The organism is Alteromonas abrolhosensis, assembly GCF_001953635.1.
GTDB lineage: Bacteria > Pseudomonadota > Gammaproteobacteria > Enterobacterales > Alteromonadaceae > Alteromonas > Alteromonas abrolhosensis.
Window position 1 is genome coordinate 112302 of sequence record NZ_MEJH01000011.1, and the last position, 16740, is coordinate 129041.

Below are 16740 nucleotides of genomic sequence, written 5' to 3' on the forward strand. Positions count from 1 at the left end.
ATGATGAGTATTACACACCCACTTCCAACGCAAAGCCTTTATACAAAGAAGCGCGTACCCGTTGTACTTCAAAGCGAAGCAGCTGAATGTGGCCTCGCGTGTATGACCATGATTGCGCAGTACTATTCTGATAAACGGGACCTTAACGCTCTACGCCAGACCATGTCAGTCTCGCTACGAGGCACCACGTTGAAAGATGTAATGCGTATTGCCAGTGATTTAGGCTTTCAAACCCGCGCCATCAAGATAGAAATGGAGCATCTAGCACAACTATCCTGCCCTGCAATTCTGCATTGGAATATGAATCACTTCGTTGTGTTAACCAAGGTGAAGGGCAAAACTCTCACTATTCACGACCCCGCGCTTGGAGAAAGAAAGCTTACCTTTGCTGAGGCGTCAAAGTGCATCACGGGTATTGCGCTTGAAGTTACACCCAGTGATACCTTCAGCCCAAAGAAATCCTCGCCACGCTTTGGCCTTAGTCAATTTTTCACTCGCACCACAGGATTTAAACGTAATCTACTGACCCTTTTCTCATTATCAATTGTTTTACAGCTGTTTGCCCTCGCTTCGCCGTATTACATGCAAACAGTGGTAGACGACGTATTAATCTACAGCAACGATGCTCTGCTTAAAGCGCTAGCCATAGGTTTTGCCCTGCTATTGGTAATAGAGACTTTTACCAGTGGGATAAGAAAGTTCGTTGTTTTATCTGTATCGTCCCGCCTTCAGCTTCAAATGTCAGCATCGGTATTTAAGCACTTACTTTCGCTCCCTCTGGATTATTTTGATAAACGGCATATTGGCGATGTGGTGTCCCGTTTTGGTTCGCTGGCGAGTATTCGAGAGTTTTTAACTACCGGTGTGGTGACTGCGTTACTAGACGGGCTGATGGCTATCATCACCCTTGCTGTAATGATTCTATATTCACCTAAGCTTACCCTTGTTGTAGTGGCAATCATGCTCGCTTACCTTGCCATTCGTTTTGGGCTGCTGCCGGTTACTAAACGACTAACAACTGAACGAATCTCACTTGCCGCGTCTGAACAAAGCCATTTCATGGAAAGTGTGCGCGCTATCCTACCCATTCGCGTATATGGCCAGGAAGTACAGCGTCACGGTCAATGGCAAAACAAGCTGGTCGCCACACTAAATAAAGATATCACTCTTGGCAAAATTAACATTGGCAGTGCGCTGGCCAATCAGTTTTTATTTGGCGCCGAAAACTTGGTGGTGGTTTACATAGGTGCAAGCCTGGTTATGGAAGGTGCGCTTTCCATCGGTATGTTACTCGCATTTATGGCGTACAAAACGCGCTTTGTTAATGCGTTAGACGGCGTGGTGAATAAAGTGATAGAGCTCAAAATGCTGGGCGTTCACTTCAATCGTTTGAGCGATATTTTGCTTACCCCAGCGCAGCAACAGCCCCGGTTGGGAAATAGCAGTGAGGGTTCTTTTGGTGCACAAGGTACTCTCTTCGCTAAATTAGACTTACCTAACTCGTTCACAACCAACTCACTTTCACCCAAGGTTTCAGCGCCTGATAACGCAAGTACGGTCTCATGCACCGGTACCCAAGAAGACGCTATTGCAATTAAAGCTACAGCACTTAGCTATCGCTACAGTGAAACGAATGCGTGGGTGTTTAAGAACCTAACCCTCAGCGTGAATAACGGTGAGATCGTAGCGATTATAGGTGACAGCGGTTGTGGAAAAAGCACTTTACTAAAATGCCTGATGGGACTTTATCCCATTTCAGAGGGTGTCATTGAGCATCCTGGTATTAAAAAGCCGGTCATCGCATCAGTGCTTCAGGAGGATGCCTGTTTAAGCGGCACTATCGCCCAAAATATCTGCTGTTTCGAAGAAGCACCGAACCTTAAGAAAATGGTTTACGTCGCTCAACTTGCCTGTATTCATCAAGACATCATGCACATGCCCATGCAATACCACTCCTTGGTCGGTGATATGGGTAGCAGCTTAAGTGGCGGGCAAAAACAGCGTCTGCTGCTTGCAAGAGCGCTTTACCAAGAACCAGACATTTTATTTCTAGACGAAGCAAGTAGCCATCTAGATATGGAGAACGAGGCTCAGATAAATCACCACCTTAAGTCTCTTAATATGACCCGCATTATTGTGGCACATCGACCCCAATCTATTGCCATGGCAGACAAGGTTTATCGTCTGGCAAACGGCGCATTACATCTATGCCCTCCCACTGAAATAACAGGAAGCGCAACATCAGGTAAACACGGAGAAACACTATGAAAACACATGAAATAAGAGAACCCGCAGTATTGATGACAGCAGCTGAACGCATGCAAATAGATGCAAATGGCATTACCGCTCGTGACAGCGTTATCCCCATTGACTGTTTATCAAAACGCGAACTACAGGTAGCACACAAAATAATGGAAGGACGCTCGAATAAGGTTATTGCTTCAGAGCTGTTCATCAGTGAAAGAACTGTCAAATTTCACTGCGCCAATATTTATAAAAAGCTCAACATTAGTAACCGTTCAGTGCTTATCGCCTGCTGTTTCAGAACCCTTTACCAAGAAGTGGCTTCGCTTTAAGCGCATCCACTTCATTACTCAACACGCCACTACAAGGAGCGTACATTATGAAAAACCATCCATTAACTCAAAACCAACCGGCAAATACTCAGCTTACTACCGTTGCTGAATCTCAGCTATTTGAAGTATCAGGTGGCCTGCGGGCTCGCCTAAGTGGGGGTGTGCCGGTAGTCGGCCCAACTCCTAAAGAGCCGGTTTACATAACCATGGCTATTGGTGAAGGCGGCGGCAAACTACCAGATATTTTATCGTAACTTTCACTTACCCGAACAAAGTCAACACAGGGATAGGGCCTACGCAATATCCCTGTGTTGCTTCAAAAACTATCAACTTCTATCAATACGCAAAAATGCTAGCAAGGAACGCAAATGCACGTAGCTCTACTAGGCAGTGAACAAGACCCACAAATTCAACATATAGCCATGGCACTTCGCCAAAGTAACACGCCCTTTTACTTCGCCAATACACAGCATTTTGGCTCTACCTGGACCATCAGCTATGACCCTGACTTTGATGACGGGCTAATTCATTTCAATTCGCCTTCACTTTGCGACCAATCTAGAGTTACGTTCTCGAATACTAAAGCTGCTTATTGGCACGAGTACTTGCCAGGATTGCCACCTAAGTCCCCAAGTGAAAACGCTAGAAATGATAGCAGCACAGACGCTCAAGCACAGCGTGATAAATCTGATGATAGAGACTCTAGTTTGTTAGAAAACGCGGGGTGGGTTGAGCAAGAGCGAGCAAGTACGCTACTTTGCTGGTTCAGCTATAGCGACATTAAATGGGTGAACTCTATCGACGCTGTTCGAAGCCACCAGTGTAAACCTTATCAATCGCGCATTGCTGGCAAATTAGGAGCACATATTCCCTACACCTTTGTAGGCAATGCATCCGAAGTTGCCTCTCAGTTTTGTAGCAATATGCGAGACGTTATTTACAAGCCCGTACGCGGCGGTCGTACCGCACAGTATGTGAATAAACAACCAAACATGCGCCCACTACTCAATACACTTTTAGGTGAACGCCCTGTTACCTTTCAAAAATATATTGCCGGCGTAAATGTACGAAGCTATGTGCTGGGCAATGACGTGCTCAGCGTACAAATTGACTCAAGTGAATTAGATTACAGGAATGACGACAATGCGAGCGTATCGGTGACCATAGTCCCTGGCGAAGTCAAGCAGTTAGCTATCAGAATTTGCCAAGCTTTAGGCATGCATTGGTGCGCAATCGACTGGCGTAAAAGTGCGAAGGGAAAGTACTTTTTTCTAGAGGCAAACCCCAGCCCATATTTTTTGAAAATAGAAAACGATACTGGCCTGAATATCACGGAAAAGCTGGTAGCGCTGTTGGTGAAGACTTGACTGTTAGGTGAAATGAGCTTTTAGTAGATTAGACACTGATCTTAAGTTGGGTGCTAAAAATTCAACGAAGTTAGGCGATTGTCCACCTTATACTTTTACGACCTTTAGTCAATTTAACGCATTTTATAACCTTCTATCGTAAAGTAATGCATTTGCATTACCTGTTTTACCGTACTAAAATCAAGGCTTGCAAACCCGCAAAACATAGAGGTCGTTATGCCACGCGTTGCTTTAGAAACTGAATCAACACTTACAGAACGTTTTCAAACCACAGTGCCAAGTTCTGTCCGTAAGGCATTACGTTTAGGTAAAAAAGACAAAATTAAATATGCCATTCAATCTGACGGTAGCGTTGTTATATCCAGATTAGAAGCGCAAGAGAGCGATCCTATTATTGGCGAATTTCTATCATTTATTGCACATGACATTCAGGCCCATCCAGAAAACATTGAGCCCTTATCAGAAAGTATGCGTGTAAGCGTTAACGCACTGGTAGATGGTGTCGAAATTGATCTCGATGCTCCTTTGCTGGATGAGGACGAATAAGTTTGCAGAAAACGATACCAGCTGTTGTAAACGGATGGACACTTTACGCTCACCCATTATTTATAGAGCAATATCTCAATCTCAAATCGCAGGTTGAAGCTTTACGGGAAAAAGATCCAGAGAATTACACTAAGAAAAATGCAGCTAAGCGTTTAGCTGCTATTCAAAGACTCACCTTTGAACTAATTCCGCATGATCCTACTCACGCTGACTTTCGTCAAGGAAACACGTTAGGTGAAGACAATAAGCATTGGTTCCGTGCAAAGTTTTTCCAGCAGTATCGCCTTTTTTTCCGCTACCATCTTGAGTCTAAGGTTATCGTATATGCATGGGTAAATGATGAGAAAAACAAACGTGCATATGGAAGTAAGACGGACGCTTACAGAATTTTTGAGAAAATGGTGAAATCTGGTCATCCACCAAAAGAATGGGACGATCTTTTGAAAGCAGCCCAAAATAAATTACTCCCTCTGTAAGCCGTCTGCTTTTTCTTTTAAAGAGTAATCCGGTGTGTATTTTAAGGTTAGTCAGATATTGGCGTGAAACCGTAGCTATTGAAAAAGTTGATAAAATATCCCCGTTAGTTGGCATGCCAACTAACGAGGAAACTTCTACTTAGCGCTAAATTACAAGATAAAACGCGACAGATCTTCGTTATCTACCAAGGTTTCTAGGTGGCTGTTAACGTAATCTGCATCAATCACGAACGACTCCCCGCTTTTCTCGGAGGCGTCGAACGAGATGTCTTCCATAAGACGCTCAAGCACGGTGTGCAGACGGCGGGCACCAATGTTTTCAGTACGCTCATTCACCTGCCATGCCGCTTCAGCAATGCGCTGAATACCAGAATCATCGAACGTAATATCCACGCCTTCTGTCTTCATTAGTGCGATGTACTGGTGCGTTAACGACGCATTTGGCTCGGTAAGAATACGTTTAAAGTCACCTACTTTAAGGGCAGATAGCTCAACGCGAATTGGAAGACGACCCTGAAGTTCAGGAATAAGATCCGACGGCTTGCTCATTTGGAATGCGCCCGAGGCGATAAACAAGATATGGTCGGTTTTAACCATACCGTGTTTTGTCGATACCGTTGAACCTTCCACCAGTGGAAGCAGGTCACGTTGAACACCTTCGCGAGATACATCTGCCGACGAGTTGCCTTCTCGCTTACAAATTTTGTCAATTTCGTCGATAAACACAATACCGTGCTGTTCTACCGACTCAATGGCTTTCTCCTTCAAATCTTCTTGATTCACAAGGCGTGCCGCCTCTTCTTCAATAAGTAGTTTGAACGCCTCTTTAATTTTCAGCTTCTTCTTTTTCTTCTGCGAACCCGACAAGTTCTGGAACATGCCTTGAAGTTGGTTGGTCATTTCTTCCATACCTGGAGGCGCCATAATTTCTACGCCCACCTGCGGAAGTGCTACATCAATTTCAATCTCTTTGTCGTCGAGGTCGCCTTGACGAAGCTTTTTGCGAAATGCTTGGCGCGTGCCGCGATCTTCAACGTTTTCTTTATTGCCCCACGCATCTTCTGGTGGAGGAAGTAAAACGTCTAAGATGCGCTCTTCCGCTGCTTCTTCTGCGCGGAATTTCACTTTTTTCATTTCGTTTTCTTTCGTCATCTTCACTGCAATATCAGCAAGATCACGAATGATAGTTTCAACTTCTTTACCTACATAGCCCACTTCGGTGAACTTAGTCGCTTCAACTTTAATGAACGGCGCGTTAGCAAGTTTTGCTAAACGGCGAGCAATTTCAGTTTTACCCACACCCGTAGGACCAATCATCAAAATATTTTTTGGCGTAACTTCTTGGCGCAGCTCAGGCTCAAGCTGCATACGACGCCAGCGATTTCGAAGTGCAATAGATACAGCGCGCTTGGCATCTTGTTGACCGATAATATGACGGTCTAACTCGTGAACAATTTCTCTTGGTGTCATTTCAGACATGAATAAACCCTTTTCTAACAGGACTTGCTGTACTCGAATTCAGATGAGCAACAGCAAGCCGATAACAGCATTCAGCTATTACTTAGTAATCTAGTACATCAACCGTTTGGCTATGGTTAGTGAATACGCAAATATCACCCGCTATGGTCAACGCTTTTTCAGCAATTTCTTTTGCGCTTAGCTCTGTATTTTCAAGTAGTGCCGTAGCTGCAGCTTGTGCGTAGTTACCACCAGAACCAATCGCGATAAGATCTTGTTCTGGCTGCACCACATCACCGTTACCGGTAATAATAAACGATGCGGTTTCGTCGGCTACGGCAAGCAATGCCTCTAGTTTGCGAAGCGCCCTGTCAGTTCGCCAGTCTTTAGCAAGCTCTACCGCCGCTTTGGTCAAATGGCCTTGGTGGGCTTCAAGCTTTGCTTCAAAGCGCTCAAATAGCGTAAACGCGTCGGCCGTGCCACCAGCAAAGCCCGCTAAAATTTTATCGTGGTATAAACGGCGCACTTTGCGCGCATTACCTTTCATTACGGTATTGCCCAGTGATACCTGTCCGTCACCGGCCATTACCACTTGATTCCCACGTCGTACAGATACAATCGTTGTCACGTTAATTCCCCGTTTAGCTGGGCGCTGCTGCGTTTTTAGCTTAGCAAAGGCAGCAGCGTTCAAATTCAATAACAAATAAGTGGGGGAAGGCTTTTTAATTTCAAGGGTAAGACAAAAGAATGTGCGCTCAGAGCTGCCTACTATATGGGCTTAGCGCATACGGTGCTTATTGAATACGCCATTTATCGGGTGCATACTCTCGCCAATGAAGCCCATGGTTATTTGATGGCATGCTTATTTAATGGATTATCAATGAAGTATCGAAGAAGTCTTTCCTTTGCCTTACTTACCCTATTTTGTGGCGTACTAACCTTATTCGTTTTGCTGGACCGTTTGCCAATCATAGTCCCCGTGGGTTATGGCGCACTAAGCCTCTTTGCCGTGCTTTTCTACGGTATTGATAAATCGTCCGCAAAAAAAGACAAGTGGCGAGTTTCAGAAGCAAAACTTCATATATTAAGCCTATTGGGAGGTTGGCCTGGCGCATTGCTTGCCCAGCAGATGTCAATACCAATCCGCATAGATAATTGCCCACTCAGAAGGCGCTGGCAAGTTTCCTAGCAAAGCGTGGGAATGCAGGAATGGCTGTTCCCTTTCAAATTCCCAGAATGAAGCTAGGAAGCCGGCATTTATGAAGGTTTATTGGGTAACGGTTTTAGTTAACCTTTTTTTGCTTGGGCTAATTGCACTTGAAGCAAGCGTACCTAGATTAGTAGCGAGCTCATTCTTTGCTGCCTGATAGCGTTCTGGGAAGGCCTGCTTGTCGATATTTTCCAGAACGTCCTCAAGCTCTTCTATGCTATAAGCGGCGTAATTTGGTTGTTCGGTGATGGCAATACTCATTGATACTTCCTTGTAAACGCATCCTTTCTCTACGCGCTATTTCAGCGCCGTATGCACCGCATTAAGTGTTACCTACAAAAAACTGCTACAAATTCCAGTACCAAATTTGGCATGTCGCAATGTTCACTTTACGCAGACTGTGCTTGGCTTTTTCAGCATCACGCTTGGACTCGTAAGGGCCCAGTATAACGCGGAACCAATCGCCGTTACTGCCAGTGCTGTGTCTGATAAGCGCCTCTAAGCCTTGGAATGCTATTTTGGCTTTCATCTCTTCAGCCTGGGCGCGGGTTCTAAACGAAGCGCACTGCATTAAATAGCGTTTGTCAGATTTTTCTTGCTCTTTGACCTCAACTTCTACTTCGTATCCTGGAAGGGTCTTAATGTACTCCCATTCTTCTTCAGGAAGCTCAGGTAACGTCTCTTCTGTAGGAGCCACAGGTCGTGAAGCTTGTGTATCTACGTCGTCTTCTACGTTATCTTTTATTGACCACAAAAATGCGCCAAAGCCAATCACCAGTGCAAATACGCCGACAAGGCGAACAATAGGAAGTTTTCCAGACACTGGGGCATTAGATTGCGCGTTTCTGGCCGGCTTTCTACCGTTACCAGCCGGCTTCTTTTTTTGAGGAGAGCGTCCACGGGAGACATAATCGCGTTGAGCCATAGTCGGCAATATTCCTACTTGTTATCGTTGTTTGTATGCGTAAGAAAACGTCATATACCAAATCTATATGAAGGAGCAGCTTTCCTGCACCTTCAATCCTGCGGAAATTTTAACGTATTGCCACCCAACAAGCTAACTGAAATCGGTAGGATCAATATCTATCGACCACCTTACTTTCATCGCCTGTGGCAACGCCTGTAAAAATGGCAGTGCCAAGCGCAGCGCATTGTGAAGCGGCGCACGCTTTTCATGACTGCAAACCAGCATAAATCGAAACCTGCCTTGCCGCTTTTCAATCAAACAAGGAAACGGGCCATTTAACTCAATGGCATGCTGCTGGTGAAATACTTGCTTACTGTCTTGTAAAAAGCGATAGGCCAAGCTGCTGTCGGTCGCCTCAGCGCGGATCACAAATTGACTAATAAAAGGCGGAAGCCCTGCCGCTTTACGCTCCATTAAAGCGTGTCTGGCGAAATGCCCATAGCCGTTATGTACTAAATCTTGCAGCAAAGGATGGTGGGGATTGTGAGTTTGCAACCACATTTCCCCTGGTTTACTGGCGCGCCCTGCTCTTCCTGCAAGCTGAGTAACAAGCTGAGCAAGCTTTTCTGGTGCTCTAAAATCGGCACTAAAAAGTGCACCATCACAATCTAGCACCGCCACTAAGGTTACATGCGGGAAATGGTGACCTTTTGACAGTATCTGAGTACCTACTAGCAGCTGGTACTCTTGGCGGTTTATTGCATCCAGTGTTTGGTGCAGTTTGTCTTTGCCCCTCACGGTATCACTGTCTATTCGTACCTGCTTAACACCGGGAAATAAGCTTGCAAGCCCTTGCTCGACTTGCTCGGTCCCTGTGCCCGCTGTAACTAACTCATTGTGATGGCACGCTTCGCAGTTAGATGGCATTGAGCGCATGCCGCCGCATTGATGACACTGTAAACGGTTCTGCGCTTTATGCACAGTATAAGGACGGTCACAGCGCTTACACATGACGGTTTCGCCGCAGTGATGGCAAAGCAGCGCTGGCGCATAGCCTCTGCGATTCACAAACACCAATACCTGATTACCCGCGCTAATATGCTGGCGCATTATCGTTAACAGGCCTTGCGAAATACCATAGTGAATAGGTTGATCGCGCGCGTCTAGCACATGCTGATGCGTGCTTTTTGCACCTCCTGCTCGCTTAGTTAACTGCAAATGGGCATAGCGACCGCTTAGCGCATTATTAAGTGTTTCAAGTGCGGGCGTGGCGCTACCTAATAAAAGAGGAATATTGTGCTGCTTGGCACGCATGGCCGCCAGATCACGAGCATGATAGCGAAGTCCATCTTGCTGTTTAAAAGACTCGTCGTGCTCTTCATCCACAATCAGCATGCCGGGGTTGTGCAGCGGGGTGAAAATAGCCGAGCGGGTACCAATGATAATACCGAGTTCACCAGCTCTTGCTCGCTGCCACACCTGTAGCCGTTCTTTATCAGAAAGCTGAGAGTGTAAAACGCCCACTGCAATACCAAAGCGCTTTTCAAAGCGTGACACCGTTTGCGGCGTAAGCCCAATTTCTGGCACAAGTATAAGCACTTGCTTCCCTTCACGCAGCAAGGGTTCGATAGCTTGAAGATACACTTCCGTTTTACCGCTACCGGTAACCCCTTCAAGCAAACTTACAGCGAAATTGCCCTGCTGACGATTAAGTGCGGCAATGGCAACCGATTGCTCAGTATCTGGAATTGGCTTTTCAGACACCGATAACGAGGCAAGCCAACTGCCTGACTTAAATTCAGGCGCGACTTCTTCAATGCTTATCAATGACTTTTCGACAAGTGCTTTGACCGCAGGTGCGCCATACTGCTTGCGCGCTTGGGATGCTAATAAGGCACCACTGGCCAGTGCAGTAAAACACGCTTGCTGTTTAGGCGCCCGCGATAACGTGTCTGCAGTCGTTTGTTTGCCTTCTTCGGAAAGCATTAGCATGTCTTGGGGTGTTGGCGCTGCTGACTCGCCTTTGCGCAATAAAACAGGCAGCATGGCGTGCAGTACCTCACCTGGCGCATGATGATAATACTGCCACAACCACTGAGCCATTTTCAGCAATACATTGTCAATAATTGGGGTATCGTCTAGAACTGACTCAATGGCTTTTAGCTTGTTGGCATTGTCAATTTCGCTTTCAGCTTTATGTAGTGTTTCAACGACAACGCCCACGAGTTTGCGCGGGCCAAAAGGCACAACCACTCTAACACCCGCACTAAGTGCGTTATCGTGGGTATATGTGAAAAGTTGGCGCAGTGGCACTGGCACGGCAACTTGGATAAAGGCCATTGCGAACGTCCTACCTTGTTTGATGACTTTTACCGCGCACAATGCGCGTACTAAACGTCATATATTGAAACTACTCATATCGAGACTATTCTTTTAGCCACACGTTACAGCAATTTTTGCAGTTAACAGTACATTTTACTATTAGCGAGTATTGGCCGAGCCTTGAAAGCCAAATATTTAAACATACTTTGCTGTTAAGCATAAAAGGAATGTTTTTTGTTTAGCTGTCGTGCCTAACAGTTATACAAAAACCATACAAAAACCGCTTGATCAAGCCCCTGCCATCCTTTATTATGCGCCGCTCTTTTTGCGATAGGCTGTTCTTTGAACGACTTATCATTTGAATTAAGTAACGTATGGTGTGCGACTTCGGGTTGTATAGCGATACGGCCTTATTATGTGAGGTAATCCCATGAAACAAGATATCCACCCTAAATACGAAGCAATCACAGCAACTTGCTCATGTGGTAACGTAATGAACATTCGTTCTACTCTTGGTAAAGACATCAACCTAGACGTATGTTCTTCATGTCACCCATTCTACACTGGTAAGCAACGTAACGTTGACACTGGTGGTCGTGTTGATCGCTTCAAGAAGCGTTTCGGTGCATTGGGCAAAAAGTAAGCCTGATATCGAGTTCGAAAAAAGCGCCTTTATGGCGCTTTTTTATTGCCCTAAATCTGCGCTTTGCGGTAGACAGCTGCACTAGATAATGCTTCTCCTACCTCATTACTGTCACTCTAATAACAAAACCTTAAAGTGGTGTCGCTAATCCTCTAAGACTCTAAAAAAACATGACCGAATCACAGCAATTGTGAGGCTATCGCACACATATGATTAATGGAATTTTTTTGCGTTAGATAGGTGCTTATCCCAATCACCACCACTGGCTTTCTTACATGCTTCCTCGCTATCAAAATAAATAGCAGTAGGCGTTGACTTAATTGATGCGAGTGCAATATTCACCTTGTTTATGAAGTCCATATCCCACCCATTACTGAGTGCCCGTTGTTTTTCCTGCTCTGAGTCGAAAACGGCGATTACCTGAGGTGCTCTCCAATGCCCCAAATGAGTTAGCCAAACAAAACCGTTGTTGTCAGATTTTACGTCTTCGCAAACATCGGTTAGCACTGCAATTAATTTTCTTTCAGTCATTTCCTCGCCTTCAGTGCGAATTTAGGATGTGCATTCACAGCATTTTATCAGAAATATGAAACCTGAAATTAATAGATAACCTTATGCGTTTTATATTTTTGAGAAGGGCGTTTGCTAGAAATAAAGGGAGCAGGCTGCTACTTGCTGCATAACTGCACATTAATTCAACACGCAATAGACACAAGGAATACTTAACCCAGTCAAAATAAATAATATGAATGACAATTATAGCCCTATTTTACTGGTCTAATTAGTATGCCTAACCTACATTGGTACATGAGAATTCTGATCAGATATGTACACAGTGATTGGCTGTGTTAGAGTTGCGATTGGCACTTTGATAGTGGGCATTAATACTGTGAATAATGCTTTATTATCAAGGCTTGTGCTGCTTTTAGGTACGAAATTTGAACGAAGATATCAGATTCGGTATCTATTTAGGTATGTATGCGAGATTAGCAAAGCTTTACTCCAAGTTGGCTTCTTTCCCCGTACCGGCCCAGTGCTAACAACTATTTATAATCATTTTTATCATTACTTGGTTGTAACGCGCTTACGTTTATCTACCTATAACTATAACGATAATAAAATAGCTACAGAGCGTGAACGAAAACACCGATGAACCCTACATCTAAGGAAACCCTTTTACATGTCAGATTTTAGACAACGCGCACTTGATTATCACGCCAAACCCACTCCGGGAAAAATCCGCGTAGAGCTATCTAAACCTGCCGATAGCGTAGATGACCTTGCTCTTGCTTATAGCCCAGGTGTTGCCGAGCCGGTGAGAGAAATTGCTGAAGATGCAGACAATGCCTATAAGTATACGGGTAAAGGTAACCTGGTTGCTGTTATCAGTAACGGAACTGCAATTTTAGGCTTGGGAAATCTAGGCCCACTGGCATCGAAACCCGTTATGGAAGGTAAAGCACTTCTGTTTAAGCGCTTTGCTGGGCTTGATGCCATTGATATTGAAGTAAAACATCGTACAACTGAAGAGTTCATTAATACGGTTGCCAATATTGCTGATACATTTGGCGGTATTAACTTAGAAGACATCAAAGCACCTGAATGTTTTGAGATTGAACAAGAGCTGATTAAACGCTGTAACATTCCGGTGTTTCACGACGACCAGCATGGTACCGCGATAGTAACTGCAGCCGGTATGCTTAATGCCTTGGAAATTCAGGGTAAAAGCATAGAGAGCGCCAAAATAGTTTGTATGGGAGCCGGTGCAGCAGCAGTTGCTTGTATGGAGCTGCTTATTAAATGCGGTGCCCAGCGTGAGCGTATTTATATGCTAGACAGAAAAGGCGTGATCCATACGCGTCGCGAAGACTTAACCGAGCACAAAAAGCTATTCGCTAACAATACGGACAAGCGCACGCTGGAAGACGTAATGGAAGGGGCTGACATCTTCGTAGGTGTATCTGGTCCTGATGTCTTACCACCAGAAACGCTGGCGTTAATGGCTGAAAACCCGATTGTATTTGCATGCTCTAACCCAGATCCTGAGATAAAACCTGAACTTGCTCACGAAGTACGTAAAGATCTTATCATGGCGACCGGACGTTCCGACTACCCTAACCAGGTTAACAACGTATTGTGTTTCCCGTTTATTTTCCGTGGAGCACTAGACGTTCGTGCAACGGCCATCAACGATGAAATGAAAGTAGCGGCAGTAGAAGCCCTTCGTGCTATTACGAAAGAGCCCGTACCAGAGGAAGTATTAGCTGCCAGTAAAAGTGCCAGTCTCACATTTGGCAAGGAATATATAATTCCTAAACCTATGGACCCACGCTTGTGCGAGCGCATTGCCTCTGCGGTATCAAAAGCGGCTATTGAATCTGGCGTAGCTCGTTTACCTGAAAGTGCAGACGAGTAAAGTACGACTAAAAAAACATAGCGGTTGAGATAACACTCAACCGCTATTTTCGTTTAAAAGCTAAGTATTAATCGTCTTCCGACACATCGTTTTCGAAACTTGGGTCAATTCCCATTTCTTCCATTATGCGTCTTGCTTCTGCGGGTACGCGATTGGGGTTATCTTTTCGCAAGTCATCATCGTTAGGCAGTGGCTGTCCGGTAAACGCGTGTAAAAATGCTTCGCACAGCAGTTCCGAATTAGTGGCGTGACGCAAATTATTGATTTGGCGGCGGGTACGCTCATCGGTAAGTGCTTTAAGCACATTAATAGGTATAGAGACAGTGACTTTCTTTACCTGTTCGCTTTTTTTGCCATGCTCTGCGTAGGGGTGAATATATTTACCGTTCCATTCTGCCATTGTACTAACTCGGTCTACTCTTTTTTATGTTATGAAGAGAAATTCTAAACAAGTTCACGAAAAGGTCAATTGAGCAGTGTAAACCTCTTGACGTCTAGACATATATTCTTTAATTTAGACGTCTAAACGTCTATAAGAATACATTTTTGAGAGAAAAAGCCATGGTTTCTTACGCACAAGGTATCGATGCATTAAACCAGTCCCTGTCGGAACTGCGTGATATTGATGTATCTTTTGAATTCTTTCCGCCTAAAACGGAAGCCATGGAACAGACCCTGTGGAAGTCAGTTGAACGTCTAGCACCGTTGAAGCCTAGCTATATGTCGGTAACCTACGGCGCCAATAGCGGTGAGCGCGACAGAACTCATGACGTAGTTAAGCGTATTCAGCAGCAGACCGGTGTAGCAGCGGTTCCTCACTTAACCTGTGTTGATGCTAGCCGTGATGAACTTAAGCAAATTGCAAAAGACTACTGGGACTCAGGCATTCGCCGTATTGTTGCGCTTCGCGGCGATTTACCGCCAGGAGTAGAAAAGACAGAAATGTATGCCTCTGATCTTGTTGCTTTGTTAAAAGACGTTGCTGATTTTGATATTTCTGTTGCTGCCTACCCAGAGAAGCACCCTGAAGCGCCAAATGCCCAGTTTGATTTGCTAAACCTTAAGCGCAAAGCAGAAGCAGGCGCTACAGAAGCGATAACCCAATTCTTCTTCGATACCAGTGTTTACCTTCGATTTAGAGACCGTGCGGCCGCAGCAGGTGTAGACTTAGATATCGTTCCGGGTATTTTGCCGGTAACCAACTATCAAACACTGGTGAAGTTTGCTGGGTTCACAAACGTGCACGTGCCGGGGTGGCTGCACAAAATGTTTGACGGTCTTGATGCAGATGACCAAGCTACCCGCAACTTGATAGGTGCTAATATTGCCATGGATCAGGTGAAAGTACTGGCGAAAGAAGGGGTGAAACACTTCCACTTCTATACTCTGAATCGTAGTGAGCTAAGTTACGCCATCTGCCACATGTTAGGCGTGCGTTCTGGCGCTTAACTAATAACAATGAATACAGCGTGCTGGCAACCTTCGTTGAAGCACACTAATAAGGCGCAGGTTATGCGCCTTTCTTGTATAAAGACTGCATTAAACTTTGCCACCAAGGCCGACCGCAGTTACCATCTGATATAACAAGTAATGAACTACCGATACCCCTTTTACCTCGCATCTGTAGGTTAAGCATTTTATTTTTGCACGGTATCGTCAGGAGAAGTTGAGTGGATTTAAACAAGGTCAAAGCCTTATATAACAATGTTACCCCTCAGATTAGAGATCTTTTTAGTATCTTCATAAAGCGCTGCAAAGAAGACAATATTACCATCTCTGCTGGGCACTTAGCCTATGTAACCTTGTTATCTTTGGTACCGTTTATCATGGTGACCTTTACCATAATGTCTGCCTTTCCAGCATTCGCGTCAGTTAGGAGCAAACTCGAGCATTTCGTATTTAGCAACTTTGTTCCTACCGCTAGTGATGTGGTTCACAAATACATGACCGATTTCGTCGGCAACGCATCACAGATGAGTGCCATTGGTATTCTGTCGCTCTTGGTCGTTGCGTTAATGCTGATATCCAACGTAGATAAAACCCTGAACAGAATTTGGCGAACACAAAGTGACAGACCAATTGTTTATACTTTTGCTATCTATTGGATGGTAATTACTTTAGGGCCCTTACTTATTGGCTCTAGTGTGGTGGTAAGTTCTTATTTGACTGGTCTAGCGGCGTTCACCGAAGAATATACACCGGGACTAGGTACATTTTTGCTCAGCCTCGTGCCAAGTGGTGCCGCTATGATAGCTTTCACCATTTTGTACATGGTAGTGCCCAACAGAAGAGTGTTCGCACGTCATGCTCTAGTGGGGGCTATCGTGGCGACCATAGCCTTTGAAATCACTAAATCGGGCTTCGCGCTATATGTGACTAACTTTCCGTCTTACGAGCTTATTTACGGCGCGCTTGCTGTAGTACCCATTTTGTTTTTATGGGTGTATTTGTCATGGATAATTGTGCTGTTTGGCGCAGAGTTTACCTGCAGCCTAGGCGAAGCGTTCGAAAACCGAAAAGCAGAAAACGAACCGCGCAAGGTGCCTCAAGAATAATCAGCCTGACAGGTTTATGACTAGTCCTGAAATAGGTTGACACTTATTTCGGTTAAAACGCCCGATGTATTTCATCGGGCGTTTTGTATTTAAGGGCCAGATGTGGCCTCCTACCATTATAGATAGCTACTGACTCTGCAACCATCTTTCTCGCTTCTTCTAAATCTCTTGGCTTATGGAGTAAGTATTCATTTTTAAGAATACCGTTTATCCGCTCTGCAAGGGCGTTTTGATAGCAGTCGTAGCCATCTGTCATTGAGCACT

At 45.0% G+C, this 16740-nt stretch carries 19 protein-coding genes; 11 read left to right on the plus strand and 8 right to left on the minus strand.

Going from position 1 to position 16740, the window contains the following annotated elements; all coding sequences use genetic code 11:
- The 6 genes from BGK61_RS15615 (at position 1) to BGK61_RS15640 (ending at position 4965) form a co-directional block, all read left to right on the plus strand.
- Positions 1-2268: a peptidase domain-containing ABC transporter gene (locus tag BGK61_RS15615; protein WP_076011183.1), complete on the plus strand. Its 2268-nt coding sequence runs from the start codon at positions 1-3 to the stop codon at positions 2266-2268.
- Complete coding sequence (locus BGK61_RS15620; protein ID WP_014999747.1) at positions 2265-2576, plus strand: helix-turn-helix domain-containing protein; 312 nt, start codon at positions 2265-2267, stop codon at positions 2574-2576. Before BGK61_RS15615 ends, BGK61_RS15620 begins: the two co-directional genes overlap by 4 nt.
- 47 nt (positions 2577-2623) lie before the next feature.
- Complete coding sequence (locus BGK61_RS15625; RefSeq protein ID WP_014999748.1) at positions 2624-2830, plus strand: hypothetical protein; 207 nt, start codon at positions 2624-2626, stop codon at positions 2828-2830.
- Positions 2831-2944: 114 nt separating this feature from the next.
- A complete protein-coding gene (locus tag BGK61_RS15630; protein WP_014999749.1) occupies positions 2945-3943 on the plus strand; it encodes an ATP-grasp domain-containing protein in 999 nt (332 codons plus the stop codon).
- Between the two features lie 216 nt (positions 3944-4159).
- Positions 4160-4489 (plus strand): type II toxin-antitoxin system PrlF family antitoxin, encoded by a 330-nt coding sequence (locus BGK61_RS15635; RefSeq protein ID WP_014999750.1) that lies wholly within the window; start codon positions 4160-4162, stop codon positions 4487-4489.
- 2 nt (positions 4490-4491) lie between these two features.
- Entirely contained in the window at positions 4492-4965 is a 474-nt protein-coding gene (locus tag BGK61_RS15640; protein WP_076011184.1) for a type II toxin-antitoxin system YhaV family toxin, read from the plus strand.
- A 150-nt stretch (positions 4966-5115) separates the two neighbouring features.
- Here the strand turns inward: BGK61_RS15640 and hslU are convergent, their stop codons facing one another.
- Positions 5116-6444, minus strand: a complete 1329-nt coding sequence (hslU, locus tag BGK61_RS15645; protein ID WP_076011185.1) for an HslU--HslV peptidase ATPase subunit — start codon at positions 6442-6444, stop codon at positions 5116-5118.
- An 82-nt stretch (positions 6445-6526) separates the two neighbouring features.
- The gene (hslV, locus tag BGK61_RS15650; protein ID WP_014950969.1) at positions 6527-7051 is read right to left on the minus strand and encodes an ATP-dependent protease subunit HslV; all 525 of its coding nucleotides are present in this window, start codon (positions 7049-7051) and stop codon (positions 6527-6529) included.
- Positions 7052-7195: 144 nt separating this feature from the next.
- On the opposite strand from hslV, the gene BGK61_RS15655 reads away from it, so the two are divergent.
- Complete coding sequence (locus tag BGK61_RS15655; RefSeq protein WP_167369502.1) at positions 7196-7612, plus strand: DUF1294 domain-containing protein; 417 nt, start codon at positions 7196-7198, stop codon at positions 7610-7612.
- 78 nt (positions 7613-7690) lie between these two features.
- Here BGK61_RS15655 and BGK61_RS15660 read toward each other — a convergent pair whose 3' ends face one another.
- From BGK61_RS15660 to priA, 3 genes are all read right to left on the minus strand, one after another.
- Positions 7691-7894 carry a hypothetical protein gene (locus BGK61_RS15660; protein WP_076011186.1) on the minus strand — a complete coding sequence of 68 codons (204 nt, stop codon included), beginning with the start codon at positions 7892-7894 and terminating at the stop codon, positions 7691-7693.
- Positions 7895-7979: 85 nt separating this feature from the next.
- A complete protein-coding gene (locus BGK61_RS15665) occupies positions 7980-8558 on the minus strand; it encodes an SPOR domain-containing protein (protein WP_014999755.1) in 579 nt (192 codons plus the stop codon).
- A gap of 132 nt (positions 8559-8690) precedes the next feature.
- The gene (priA, locus tag BGK61_RS15670) at positions 8691-10880 is read right to left on the minus strand and encodes a primosomal protein N' (RefSeq protein ID WP_076026108.1); all 2190 of its coding nucleotides are present in this window, start codon (positions 10878-10880) and stop codon (positions 8691-8693) included.
- Between the two features lie 412 nt (positions 10881-11292).
- Between priA and rpmE the strand changes: the two genes are divergently transcribed.
- Positions 11293-11505: a 50S ribosomal protein L31 gene (rpmE, locus tag BGK61_RS15675; RefSeq protein WP_014977577.1), complete on the plus strand. Its 213-nt coding sequence runs from the start codon at positions 11293-11295 to the stop codon at positions 11503-11505.
- A gap of 213 nt (positions 11506-11718) precedes the next feature.
- Here the strand turns inward: rpmE and BGK61_RS15680 are convergent, their stop codons facing one another.
- The gene (locus tag BGK61_RS15680) at positions 11719-12036 is read right to left on the minus strand and encodes a hypothetical protein (RefSeq protein ID WP_076012872.1); all 318 of its coding nucleotides are present in this window, start codon (positions 12034-12036) and stop codon (positions 11719-11721) included.
- Positions 12037-12685: 649 nt separating this feature from the next.
- On the opposite strand from BGK61_RS15680, the gene BGK61_RS15685 reads away from it, so the two are divergent.
- A complete protein-coding gene (locus BGK61_RS15685; RefSeq protein ID WP_014999759.1) occupies positions 12686-13921 on the plus strand; it encodes a malic enzyme-like NAD(P)-binding protein in 1236 nt (411 codons plus the stop codon).
- A 67-nt stretch (positions 13922-13988) separates the two neighbouring features.
- On the opposite strand, the gene metJ is transcribed toward BGK61_RS15685, so the two are convergent.
- Entirely contained in the window at positions 13989-14321 is a 333-nt protein-coding gene (gene metJ, locus BGK61_RS15690; RefSeq protein ID WP_014950979.1) for a met regulon transcriptional regulator MetJ, read from the minus strand.
- A 161-nt stretch (positions 14322-14482) separates the two neighbouring features.
- On the opposite strand from metJ, the gene metF reads away from it, so the two are divergent.
- Together metF and BGK61_RS15700 are read left to right on the plus strand one after the other, a co-directional pair.
- A complete protein-coding gene (gene metF / locus BGK61_RS15695; protein ID WP_014950980.1) occupies positions 14483-15370 on the plus strand; it encodes a methylenetetrahydrofolate reductase in 888 nt (295 codons plus the stop codon).
- A gap of 221 nt (positions 15371-15591) precedes the next feature.
- Positions 15592-16476 (plus strand): virulence factor BrkB family protein, encoded by an 885-nt coding sequence (locus BGK61_RS15700; protein ID WP_014999761.1) that lies wholly within the window; start codon positions 15592-15594, stop codon positions 16474-16476.
- Between the two features lie 52 nt (positions 16477-16528).
- Here the strand turns inward: BGK61_RS15700 and BGK61_RS15705 are convergent.
- Positions 16529-16740, minus strand: a 212-nt coding sequence (locus BGK61_RS15705) for an integrase core domain-containing protein (protein WP_157888798.1), incomplete at its 5' end; no start/stop codon positions are given.